Consider the following 11,141-nt stretch of genomic DNA (forward strand, 5'->3'; position numbering starts at 1 on the left):
CCGCAGCGATTCGCGGTTGCTGTTCACGAGATTGTCGATTACCACGACGTCGTAACCACCGTTCAGCAGTTCGACACAGGTGTGCGAGCCGATAAATCCTGCGCCACCTGTTACCAGAATCGTACCCTTCGTGCTCATGCTGTTGCTCCGTTAAAGTAAAACGCCCGTCATTTTCTGCACCAGGTCTTTATACGTTTCGACGACAACGCGTTCGTCGAACTCTTGCGCGACTTTCTGTCGACCGCGTTCAGCCATTGCACGGCGCTCGGCGCCGCTCATGTCGAGCATCTGCGCCAGCTTCGCGGCAAGACTCTCCGCATTGCGTACTTCGCACAGCAATCCGTTGACGCCGTCCGTCACCACCTCACGGCAGCCGGGCACGTCCGTCGTGACGATCGGCCGGCCCATCGCCGATGCTTCCATCAGCGTGCGAGGCACGCCTTCCCGGTACGACGGCAGGACCACGCAGTCCGCGCCGGCGATGAAGGGCCGTACGTCGTGCGCCTCGCCAAGATACTCGATGATGCCATCCCGCTCCCACTCGGCCACCTCTTCGCGCGTGATCGCGCTCGGGTTGTCGACGCCGACCGGACCGAGCAACTGGAAGCGCGCCTGCGGGTAACGTTCACGCACACGCCTCGCGGCTTCGACATATTCGCCGACGCCTTTGTCCCACAAGAGCCGCCCGATCAGCACGAACCTGAATTCCGCCCGCTCCGGCAGCGGCGTGAAGGCGAACTGTTCGAGATCGACGCCTTCGCCATGCAACAGCCGCGCACGCTCAGGATGCACCAACAAATTCTGCTCGACAAACGCGGCCTGGTCGTCGCGGTTCAAAAACCAGACTTCACGCGGAAAACGGAAGGCAAAACGGTACAGTTTTTTGGCGACACGCGCCGCGCGGCTCTGCTGGATGAACACGTAACCGAGCCCGGTCGTCACCGCCACCGACTGCACGCCCGCCAGTTTCGCGGCGACCGAGCCGTAGATGTTCGGCTTGATCGTGTAGTGGAACACGACATGCGGGCGGATGCTTCGATACAAACGATACAACGACAAAAGCGTGCGCAGGTCGTCGCGCGGACTGGTGCCTTTGGACGCCACCGGCAATTCGATGCAGCGGCACCCCATCGCGGTGAGCAGGTCGAACGTGCGGTCGCGCGGCGCGAGCACCGTCACGTCGACGCCGCGTCCAACCAGCATGCGGATCAGCCCTTGCCGATACGTATAGATTGCCCAGGCGGTGTTACAGACGAGTGTAATGCGTAGCGCGGGCGTCGACTTCAAGGCAGGCTTCATGCGGGAACGGGCTCGACGGTGAATGACGGAGTGAAATGACTGAATAAATGACGCAATGTGAGTGCCGCAATGTGAGTCGCGCAATGGAATCAATGGCTGGCACGCGGCGCAAGCAGCGTCCGTTTGACCCGCTGCAACGCACTGTAAGGCGTCACCAGATGCAGCAGGTTCTTGGCGAGACCCAGCCAGTCGTACAGATTGGCGGCGTTGAAGTAGCGTAGTTGCAGCCGCAGCGTCGAGTTGACCTGACGGCGCCGTTTGGTCGCGCTAATACCGCCTTCGTTCAGCTCGTAATAGAGCCCGAGTTCCGGCAGATTCGCGCAGTCGTGGCGCTCCATCAAACGCAGGAACAGGTCGAGGTCTTCGGCGGAAGGATACGCCGCGCGATAGTTGCCGACCGCGCGCACCGCGTCGACACGCAGCATCATCGAAGGATGCGCGAGACACAAACGGAAAAATCGCCGACGCCGGATCTCATTCGGTTCGGCGGGCGGCGTCAGCATGAAAAGCGGTTTCCCCTCACGCGTGACGACCTGCGTCCACATGCCGAGGCCGGCCACTTGCGGATGCAGTTCCATGAACCTGCGTTGTTTGGCGAGCCGTTGCGGCACGCTGCGGTCGCCGGCGTCGATGCGGGCCGCGTAGCGAAAACCGCGCTCAGCAAGGGCGTCGATGCCGGTTTGCAGCGCGCGTTCGATGCCGCTGTTGCGCACCATGCGCAGCACTTCGATCTGCATGTTCGGGATCGCGGGAGCGACGATCGGTGTCGTGCTGCCGTCGTCGACGATCAGTACATGGACCAGCGCGCTTTCGCTGAACGAGGCCAGCGTGAGATCGACGTCGGCCTGGCCGTTGAACGCGGGCATCAGGACGGCGACGTCGTCGAGGGAGTGCGCTGTGGCGGATGAATTCGTCATGGGCGCAATTTGAAACGGATGTAATAGAGATTGACTGACGCGGCGGCGAGATAGCCGGCCGCGAGTCCGACCAGCGCGCCGTAAGCGCCGAGCCGCGGAATGGCCAGCAGATTGACGGCGAACGCGACCGCCAGCGCCAACAGCCACTTGGAAAGCAACACGAACTTGGCCTGATATTTCAGCACGATCAGATTGCCGATCGCTTCGATCCCGGCCGGCACGGAAAGCCACACGGCCCAGCGAAAAATCTCGATGGCGCCTTCAAAGCCCGGCCCGAACACGCGGCGGATGATGACACCAGCCAGCAGATCCAGCACGATCGCGCCGCTGACCATCAGCGCGGCGGTCATCGCCGTGAGCCGCCACACGTTGCGGCGCAATTGCGCCGCATCCTGCACGCGATAGACGAAGGCCGGCGCAATGGTTTGCGCGAGCATCAGCGCGAGCGTGATCCAGTTTTCGTTCAACTGCTGCGCGGCGGAATAGCGGCCGAGGTCGGCGAACGAAATTGCCCGTTCGAGCATCAGTCTGTCCAGTTTCAGGAACAGATACATACAGATCAGCCCGAGCCAGAACACCGTGCCCGCCGTCGCGAAATGCTTGAAGAGCGAACGGTCCAGATGCCAGCCGAGCTTGCCGCTATGCCGGCGCATGTAATAGATCAGAAGAACCGCGCCGATCGCCGCGGATTCGGCGGCCCACAGCCAGCCAAAGCGCGCGGGCGTCGCCATCGCGCGTACCAGCAGATAGACAAAACCCGCTTTGACCACCGCGGTGCTCATGCTGGTGAGCAACTGCGGCTTGCTGTACGTCATGCTTTGCAGCCACGCGTTGATCACGCCGACGAACGGCTCGCGAAACAGCATCGTCACCGCGAGGCCGGCGAGCATCGCGCCCACCAGCGGGTCGAAGAAGTGCAGCGCGATGCCGAGCCACGTGATCAGCAGCGCCGCGACGGAAACCGAAAAGCGCAGTGTGAAGGCGCTGCCGAGCACCGTGCCCAGCTGAGTGGGCGGCCGCTCGACGATGGTGGGCACCAGAATTTCGGCGCCGCACACCCAGGTGATCGGCGAAAGCACCAGCAGGAGCGTGTTCGCGTACTGCCATTTGCCGAAGGTGTCGGGCCCGAAGTAGCGCGCCAGCATGCCGCTGATCACGATCGCCACGCCGATCTGTGTGAGCCGCTCCAGCCCTAGCCAGACGATATTGGTGAAGGCGCGCGTGACGTCGGGGTTGGCGAAGCGTTTGAGCGTCAGCATCCGGCGGCCGCTCGGCAATGCAACGGCGCTGGTTGTACGGCTTGCGCCGTTTGCGCCAATGGCATGGGCGGCACCGGCGACGCGAGGCGTGCACTGTGCGTACTGCGCGTGCAGTGCGCAACCGCCCACCTGGCCGCCTGTCGCGGCAACTTTGCAAAAGGAGGGCGTCTAAGCATTAGAATGGTGGTTATAAGACTGGTCCGAAAAGCGTAATTATAAGTTGGAACCGGATCGCTTCCGGCATAAGCGCTTCGCGAGGTCTTGTCAGTCGGTGAAGAGCGAATTCGCTGCTCAATTTACCGATCCTCCAGCGACGCGCCGGTCAAAATTTTCTATTTCACGCAAGTGAGCCAACATGATCTCCAAATCTATTTTCAAGGCGTATGACATTCGCGGCGTGATCGGCAAGACGCTCGACGCCGATGCAGCGCGTTCGATCGGCCGTGCCTTCGGCAGCGAAGTACGGGCGCAAGGCGGCGACGCCGTGGTAGTCGCGCGTGACGGACGCCTGTCGGGTCCCGAACTGATCCAGGCGCTGTCGGACGGGCTGCGTGCAGCCGGCGTCGACGTGGTCAATGTCGGCATGGTGCCCACGCCGGTCGGCTACTTCGCGGCCAGCGTGCCGTTGCAGCTCGCCGGCGGCGAACGCCGCGTCGATTCGTGCATCGTCGTGACGGGTAGTCACAATCCGCCTGACTACAACGGCTTCAAGATGGTCCTGCGCAGCGCGGCCATTTACGGCGAGCAGATCCAGGCGTTGCATCAGCGTATCGTCGACGAAAACTTCTCTGAAGGCAGCGGCACCTACACTGAGTACGATATCGCCGACGCCTATCTCGAGCGCATTGCCAGCGACGTCAAGCTGGCACGTCCGATCAAGATCGTGGTGGATACGGGCAATGGGGTCGCCGGTGGCCTCGCGCCGAAGCTCTTCAAGAAGCTCGGTTGCGAACTGGTCGAACTGTTCACCGAGATCGACGGCAACTTCCCGAATCACCACCCGGACCCGGCTCACCCGGAAAACCTCCAGGACGTGATCCGCGCGCTGAAGGAAACCGACGCTGAAATCGGTTTCGCCTTCGACGGCGACGGCGACCGCCTCGGCGTCGTCACCAAAGACGGCCAGATCATCTATCCGGACCGTCAACTCATGCTGTTCGCCGAAGAAGTGCTGTCGCGCAACAAGGGCGCGCAGATCATTTACGACGTGAAGTGCACGCGCAACCTGGCCAAGTGGGTCAAGGACAAGGGCGGCGAACCGCTGATGTGGAAGACCGGCCACTCGCTGGTGAAGGCGAAGTTGCGCGAGACCGGCGCGCCGCTGGCAGGCGAAATGAGCGGCCACGTGTTCTTCAAGGACCGCTGGTACGGTTTCGACGACGGCCTTTACACGGGCGCGCGTCTTCTGGAAATCCTCACGCGGGTGGTCGATCCAAGCCAACTGTTGAACTCGCTGCCGAATTCGAATTCCACGCCGGAACTGCAACTGAAGCTCGAAGAAGGCGAGAATTTCGAACTGATCGCGCGCTTGCAGCAAAACGCGAAGTTCACCGGCGCGGACGACATCGTGAAGATCGACGGTCTGCGTGTCGAGTATCCGGACGGCTTTGGCCTCGCGCGTTCGTCTAACACCACGCCGGTGGTGGTGATGCGTTTCGAAGCCGATAGCGACGAAGCGCTCAGGCGCATCCAGGAAGACTTCCGCCGCGTGATCATGGCGGAGAAGCCTGACGCGAAGCTGCCGTTCTAAAAGCTTGAGCGGCGCCGTGGTTCGTGATGAACCGCGGCAGCCGTCGAACGCGGCGCGGGTTTCACTTACCGCGCCGCGTTTTTTCATGTCATTTACCTGCGGCGCGCTAGAATTGCGGTCCTCGTGAGAAAACGCCGGGCCGCCCCAAGTTTTCTCACCCCCCTTGGGGGGCCTGTCGCGAAGCGGCAGGTCTGGGGGTTCTCTCACTGCATCTTCGGGCCGGATCGCCGGTTTTCCCACACTTGAGCGTGCAAAAGATACTGATCGTGAGGGTGTCGTCATTGGGCGACGTGGTTCACAACATGCCGGTGATCGCCGACATCCGACGCCGTCATCCCGACGCCCAGATCGACTGGCTCGTCGAAGAAAGCTTCGTGGGACTCGTGGAACTGGTCAGCGGCGTGCGGCGGGCGATTCCCGTATCGCTGCGCCGTTGGCGCAAGCGCATTCTCTCGATCGACAACTGGCGCGAGATCGGCGCATTTCGCCGCGCACTCGCCGCCGAGAATTACGACCTCGTGATCGACTGCCAGGGGCTCATCAAAACCGCGTGGGTCGCGAGCATGGCGCGCGGACCCGTGGTCGGCCTCGCGAACCGGACCGACGGCGCGGGCTTCGAATGGCCGGTGCGTTTCTTCTACGACAAGCGCGTGCCGATCGAGGCGCGCACCCATGTGGTGGAGCGTACGCGCCAACTGGTGGCCGCGGCACTGGACGACCCGCAACCGCAACCCACCGACGATATCGACTTCGGCCTCGACACCGGGCGCGCGGCGCTGGCTTTGTCGGAGGCGAATCTGAACCTGCCGGTGCCCTACGTCGTGTTCGCGCATGCTACCTCGCGCGCCGACAAGCAGTGGCCCGATACCGCGTGGATCGAGCTCGGTCAGTCTCTGGTGCGGCGCGGAGCGTCGATCGTGCTGCCGTGGGGCAGCGAAGGAGAGCGCGTCACCAGCGAACGTCTGGCGAAGGAATTCGGCGCTGCCGCTATTGTGCCGCCCCGGTTGGCGTTGCCGGCGGTGGTCGGCCTGATCGAAGGCGCCGCCGCGACAGTCGGGGTTGACACAGGTCTGGTTCACATCGCGGCGGCGCTGAAGCGGCCCACGATCGAGTTGTACAATTTCGCCACCGCCTGGCGTACCGGCGGCTACTGGTCGCCGAACGTCATCAATCTCGGTACGGCTGGCAAGCCGCCCACGCTGCAGGAGGTCAAGTCCGCGCTGGCCGGTTTCGGCCTGCTCTAATGTTGTAGCGTGGTAATGCGGTGTGCTTCGCCTTACGCACCATCCGTTTTCAAGGGCGACCATGAACGAAACCCAGATCATCGAAGTAGCGAACGCTGACTGGCACGGACGCAATCTGTCCGTGTCGCGCGAGATGCTGCTGGCCGGCGTCGAACGCGGCAAGGTGCTGTATTTCCCGAACCTGCGCTTTGCAATCGAGGGCGGCGAACAGGCCTTGCTCGATCCCGCGCTGGCCGATCCGAACCGCAAGAACATCAGTCTCGAACCGAATGGCGGCGCGCTGCATGGCGTGGCTGGCGACGCCGTCACGCAATCGGCGGTGCGCGCGCTGATCGCGCGTTATCAGGCCAATGCGCGCACGCTCGTCGATGGGCTGTTCCCCGAATACAACGGCAGATTGCGCGTCGCGCCCACGAGCTTGCGGCTGCATCAGGTGGAAGGGCGTGAGACGTCGTGGCGCAAGGACGACAGCCGTTTGCATGTGGATGCGTTCCCGTCGCGGCCGAACTATGGCGAGCGCATTCTGCGCGTGTTCACCAACGTCAATCCGCATGGTGCGCCGCGCGTGTGGCGCGTCGGCGAACCGTTCGAGGATATGGCCACGCGGTTCCTGCCGCGTATCAAACCGCAAATGCCGGGTTCGGCGTGGCTGCTGAATCTGCTGCACGTCACTAAATCTCCGCGCAGCGAATACGATCACCTGATGCTGAATCTGCACGACAGCATGAAGGCCGACCTCGAGTATCAGAAGTCGAGCCCGCAGCAGACCATGCCGTTTCCGCCGGGCAGCGTCTGGGTCTGTTTCTCCGATCAGACCTCGCATGCGGTGATGTCCGGCCAGTTCATGCTGGAGCAGACCTTCTTCCTGCCGGTCAAGGCGATGGCGCAGCCCGACTGCGCGCCGCTCGGCATTCTTGAGCGCCTGAAGGGCAGGGCGCTGGTTTGAGCGCCGCTGCCGCTGTGGATCGCGCACGCGCGCTCGACGCGAAGCTCACGACGAAAGTCATCTCGACACTCGCGCCGAAGCCCAGCTTTAGACGCGCGGAGTCTCGATGCTGAGGGCGATCTATAACGCGCTCTGGTGGATCATCGCGCCGCTTGCCGTGTTGCGTCTGCTGATCCGTTCGCGCAAGGAGCGTGGTTATCGTGAGCATATCGGCGAGCGGTTCGGTTACTCGGGCGGCCGCCTGCCGGAAGACAATGCGCCGCTGATCTGGGTGCATGCGGTGTCGGTGGGCGAGACGCGTGCCGCGCAACCGCTGATCGACGCGCTGATGAAAGCGCGTCCCGATGCGCGCATTCTTTTGACGCATATGACGCCGAGCGGCCGTGCCACCGGCGAGCAGATTTTCGGCGACCGGGTGTTGCGCAGCTATCTGCCGTACGACATGCCGCACGCGGTGCGGCGGTTCTTGCGGGCGTGGCGGCCGTCGCTCGGTCTCGTGATGGAAACTGAAGTATGGCCGACGCTGATCGACGAATGCCGTCGCGCGGATGTGCCGCTGGTGCTGACCAATGCGCGCATGTCGGCGCGTTCGTTCAAGCGCGCGGCCAAATTCGGCCATGCGACCAAAGACGTGTTCGGCGGATTTGCGCGCGTACTGGCGCAGAGTCCGTCGGATGCGGAACGGCTCACTGCACTCGGTGCGCGTAACGTCGCGGTGCTCGGCAATCTGAAGTTCGATATGAACACGCCGGCGGAACTGGCGGCGCGCGGTCATGCGTGGCGTGCGGCGATCGGCACGCGGCCGGTGTGGGTCGCGGCGAGTACGCGCGAAGGTGAAGAGGAATTGGTGCTGCAGGCGTTCGCGGCGCTTGGCGTCGACAATGCGTTGCTGATTCTGGTGCCGCGTCATCCGCAACGGTTTAACGAAGTGGCGGCGTTGGTTGAAAAGGCGGGTTTGCGTCTTGAGCGGCGCTCAACGTGGGCACCTGCGGCGGCGGTGGCATCGGCTGCCGCTTCAAGCGCGGGCGGTGGCGTTCCCGCTTTGCCAGCGGGTGTGAACGTGCTGCTCGGTGATTCGATGGGCGAGTTGGGCGCTTACTATGCCGCTTCGGATCTGGCGTTTATCGGTGGGAGCTTGCTGCCGCTGGGCGGGCAGAATCTGATTGAGGCGTGTGCGGTCGGGGTGCCGGTGCTGATCGGGCCGCATGTGTTCAATTTCACGCAAGCCACCGCGGACGCGGTCGCGGCTGGGGCGGCGGTGCAGGTGCAAGATCCGGCTGAGTTGGCGCGCGTGTTGCGCGAACTGTTCAGCGACAAGGCGAGAAGGCTGGCGATGGGCGGCGCGGCTTCGGCGTTTGCCGCGCGGCACCGCGGCGCGACGGCACGCACGGTGGATGTGTTGATGGCGGTGTTGCCGGAGGAGTGAGGCGAGTGCCGTGAAGGTGGTGCTTGCCATATCGCTTCGCATGCCGATAAGTCGTATATTCTGCAACAACCGGCCCGAGTGCTGACGGCCTGCGACCCAAACTGCTTTTTCCAAACTGCCATGACGCTTTTCACCCACCTCGGCTTTCAATGGGATCGCGCCACGATTCCCCAAAATCTGCCAATCCATTCGATTAAACGGGTGTGTTTTCGCTTTCATCGGATGCTGCCGGAGTTCGTGTGGGATGCGAGCGTACTTGACGGAAATCCGCTCACCTTCACCGAAGTCAAAACGCTGTTGGATGGCGTAACGGTTGGAGGCCGGAAGGTAGCTGACCAGGCGCAGATAATAGGTTTGATCCGAGCGTCCAAATATCTGCTTGCAATTGTCCGGGATGGTCGCTTCGTGCTGGGTAAAGCGACGCTCTGCGATCTGCTTCGCCTTGTCACGTCAGCCGAGATATCGAGGTGCGGCGGCGTCTTCCGTGGGGAAGGAGAGGAAACGCGATACACGCCCGACGTAGCGTTGGGGGAGGCGGGGCGACATACCCCGCTGCCGACCCTGCCGGGTGCTCCTGAACTCAACAGGGTTTTTGCCGCAGGCACACGCGTACTGACCGATCAGGTTTCCAATGCTTTCGAGAGAGCTTGCGCCTTCTTCCTGTTCGGAGCATTGCAACAGTTCTTCTTCGACGGCAATAAGCGTACTTCACGGTTCATGATGAACGGCGTGCTGATGTCGAACGGTATCGACGCGATCAGCGTGCCGGCGCAGCGCGCGGGCGATTTCAACGAGAAGATGGTGCGCTTCTATCTGTCGAAAGATGGGTCCGAAATGATGGCATTCCTGCTTGAATGCCATCCGGGCGAGTAAGGCCTCAAACCTTCAACAACCCCTTCGCCTCGATAAACTTCACCACCACGTCCAGTCCATCGAGCGCCTTTAGATTACACATCACGAAGGGCCGCTCGCCGCGCATCTTCTTCGCGTCCGACGCCATCACTTCCAGGTTCGCGCCGACCATCGGCGCGAGGTCGGTCTTGTTGATCACCAGCAGATCCGACTTCGTGATGCCAGGTCCACCTTTGCGCGGAATCTTCTCACCGCCGGCTACGTCGATCACATAGATCGTCAGGTCCGACAGTTCCGGGCTGAAGGTCGCCGCGAGGTTATCGCCGCCCGATTCGATGAACACGATGTCCGCATCGGGAAAGCGCGTCAGCATACGGTCGACGGCTTCGAGGTTGATCGAAGCGTCCTCACGAATCGCCGTGTGCGGACAGCCGCCCGTCTCCACGCCCATGATCCGCTCGGCCGGCAACGCGCCTGCCACAGTCAGCAGACGCTGGTCTTCCTTCGTATAGATGTCGTTGGTGATCGCGACGAGGTCGTACTGTTCGCGCATCGCCTTGCAGAGCATTTCGAGGAGCGTGGTCTTGCCCGAGCCGACCGGGCCGCCGACGCCCACGCGCAGCGGCGGCAGTTTCTTCGTGCGGACCGACGAGTGAGTGGCTTGATGAGGTGCGTTCATGATTGATCTTTTTTACGAGCGGAAGAGCCGCGAATACTGCGACTCGTGACGTGCCGACAGAATGCCGAGTTGCGGCGCGAAAGTGTTGATGTTGTCGGGCGAGGTGGCCAACGCTTGCCTGACGGCGGCATCGATCGGCTCGCGTAGCGCGACGATGATGCGCTGGCCGGCGAGTTGGCCCAGCGGCACGGCCTTCAATGCGGCGGCTGCCTGATTCTCCACCCAGCTGAATGCATACGCAGCGAGCGCGGCGTCTGGCGCTGCGTCGTGGGCGAAAGCGGCGAAGGCGAAAGCCGTGGGCTGGGCCAAGGGCTTGAGCGATGCCAGCGTGGTGCGTCGCTCGGCATCGCCCCATTCCAGCGAAACGCACAGCTGTCGCAGCGACCAGCCCATCTGTTCCGTCTCGCGTCTTAGTTCCGCGGACTCGCGGCTTGCCAGGAATTCGCTGTTCGCTTCCTTCAGGCCGTCGGCCTCGTGCGCACGCCAGCGTTCCATCTGATGCGCGAGAAACGGCAACTCGCCACGCGCGAGCACATCGGTCAAACCGCTCGCGATCCAGGCGCGTGCGGTATCGGCGTCGGTGATGAGTTGCGCTTCGATCGCCGCTTCGAGACCTTGCGAGTAGCTGAACGCGCCGATCGGCAATGCAGGCGACGCAAGATGCAGCAGCGCTGTGAGCTCAGCGATGCGCATGGTGGGGGTGATGCCCGTGGCCGCACGATTCATCGTGGACGTGATCGTCGTCTTTGTGGTCGTGCGAGTGGTCGTG

Annotated in this window: 11 protein-coding genes; 5 read left to right on the forward strand and 6 right to left on the reverse strand. The window is 62.7% G+C overall.

Annotated elements, in window-relative coordinates; all coding sequences use genetic code 11:
- The 4 genes from QOC89_RS26355 to QOC89_RS26370 all read right to left on the reverse strand — a co-directional run.
- The coding region (locus QOC89_RS26355) for an NAD-dependent epimerase/dehydratase family protein (RefSeq protein ID WP_323047720.1) at positions 1–138 on the reverse strand (138 nt) is incomplete at its 3' end.
- A 12-nt stretch (positions 139–150) separates the two neighbouring features.
- Positions 151–1,299, reverse strand: coding sequence for a glycosyltransferase family 4 protein (locus QOC89_RS26360; protein WP_323047711.1), 1,149 nt, complete (start codon positions 1,297–1,299; stop codon positions 151–153).
- An 89-nt stretch (positions 1,300–1,388) separates the two neighbouring features.
- Positions 1,389–2,216, reverse strand: a complete 828-nt coding sequence (locus QOC89_RS26365; protein WP_323047712.1) for a glycosyltransferase — start codon at positions 2,214–2,216, stop codon at positions 1,389–1,391.
- Complete coding sequence (locus QOC89_RS26370) at positions 2,213–3,475, reverse strand: oligosaccharide flippase family protein (RefSeq protein ID WP_323047713.1); 1,263 nt, start codon at positions 3,473–3,475, stop codon at positions 2,213–2,215. The genes QOC89_RS26365 and QOC89_RS26370 overlap by 4 nt, the downstream gene beginning before the upstream one ends.
- A gap of 355 nt (positions 3,476–3,830) precedes the next feature.
- Here QOC89_RS26370 and QOC89_RS26375 point away from each other — a divergent pair, with 355 nt between their 5' ends.
- The 5 genes from QOC89_RS26375 (at position 3,831) to QOC89_RS26395 (ending at position 9,714) form a co-directional block, all read left to right on the forward strand.
- Positions 3,831–5,225 (forward strand): phosphomannomutase/phosphoglucomutase, encoded by a 1,395-nt coding sequence (locus QOC89_RS26375; protein WP_323047714.1) that lies wholly within the window; start codon positions 3,831–3,833, stop codon positions 5,223–5,225.
- 242 nt (positions 5,226–5,467) lie between these two features.
- Positions 5,468–6,469: a lipopolysaccharide heptosyltransferase I gene (gene waaC, locus QOC89_RS26380; protein ID WP_323047715.1), complete on the forward strand. Its 1,002-nt coding sequence runs from the start codon at positions 5,468–5,470 to the stop codon at positions 6,467–6,469.
- A 61-nt stretch (positions 6,470–6,530) separates the two neighbouring features.
- Positions 6,531–7,415, forward strand: a complete 885-nt coding sequence (locus tag QOC89_RS26385) for a Kdo hydroxylase family protein (protein WP_323047716.1) — start codon at positions 6,531–6,533, stop codon at positions 7,413–7,415.
- Positions 7,416–7,521: 106 nt separating this feature from the next.
- A complete protein-coding gene (gene waaA / locus QOC89_RS26390) occupies positions 7,522–8,841 on the forward strand; it encodes a lipid IV(A) 3-deoxy-D-manno-octulosonic acid transferase (protein WP_323047717.1) in 1,320 nt (439 codons plus the stop codon).
- A 120-nt stretch (positions 8,842–8,961) separates the two neighbouring features.
- Positions 8,962–9,714, forward strand: coding sequence for a cell filamentation protein Fic (locus QOC89_RS26395; protein WP_323047718.1), 753 nt, complete (start codon positions 8,962–8,964; stop codon positions 9,712–9,714).
- 4 nt (positions 9,715–9,718) lie between these two features.
- Here QOC89_RS26395 and ureG read toward each other — a convergent pair whose 3' ends face one another.
- Together ureG and QOC89_RS26405 are read right to left on the reverse strand one after the other, a co-directional pair.
- The gene (gene ureG, locus QOC89_RS26400) at positions 9,719–10,372 is read right to left on the reverse strand and encodes an urease accessory protein UreG (protein WP_323047719.1); all 654 of its coding nucleotides are present in this window, start codon (positions 10,370–10,372) and stop codon (positions 9,719–9,721) included.
- Positions 10,373–10,384: 12 nt separating this feature from the next.
- Positions 10,385–11,065, reverse strand: a complete 681-nt coding sequence (locus QOC89_RS26405; RefSeq protein ID WP_323047721.1) for an urease accessory protein UreF — start codon at positions 11,063–11,065, stop codon at positions 10,385–10,387.
- Between the last annotated feature and the right edge of the window lie 76 nt (positions 11,066–11,141).

It is taken from the genome of Paraburkholderia sp. (genome assembly GCF_034668105.1).
Taxonomy (GTDB): Bacteria; Pseudomonadota; Gammaproteobacteria; order Burkholderiales; family Burkholderiaceae; genus Paraburkholderia.

Coding starts and splice junctions, on each gene's coding strand:
- QOC89_RS26405 (WP_323047721.1), bottom strand. CDS start 11,065: ATGCGCATCGCTGAGCTCACAGCGCTGCTGCATCTTGCGTCGCCTGCA.
- QOC89_RS26375 (WP_323047714.1), top strand. CDS start 3,831: ATGATCTCCAAATCTATTTTCAAGGCGTATGACATTCGCGGCGTGATC.
- QOC89_RS26370 (WP_323047713.1), bottom strand. CDS start 3,475: ATGCTGACGCTCAAACGCTTCGCCAACCCCGACGTCACGCGCGCCTTC.
- ureG (WP_323047719.1), bottom strand. CDS start 10,372: ATGAACGCACCTCATCAAGCCACTCACTCGTCGGTCCGCACGAAGAAA.
- QOC89_RS26360 (WP_323047711.1), bottom strand. CDS start 1,299: ATGAAGCCTGCCTTGAAGTCGACGCCCGCGCTACGCATTACACTCGTC.
- QOC89_RS26395 (WP_323047718.1), top strand. CDS start 8,962: ATGACGCTTTTCACCCACCTCGGCTTTCAATGGGATCGCGCCACGATT.
- waaA (WP_323047717.1), top strand. CDS start 7,522: ATGCTGAGGGCGATCTATAACGCGCTCTGGTGGATCATCGCGCCGCTT.
- QOC89_RS26385 (WP_323047716.1), top strand. CDS start 6,531: ATGAACGAAACCCAGATCATCGAAGTAGCGAACGCTGACTGGCACGGA.
- QOC89_RS26365 (WP_323047712.1), bottom strand. CDS start 2,216: ATGACGAATTCATCCGCCACAGCGCACTCCCTCGACGACGTCGCCGTC.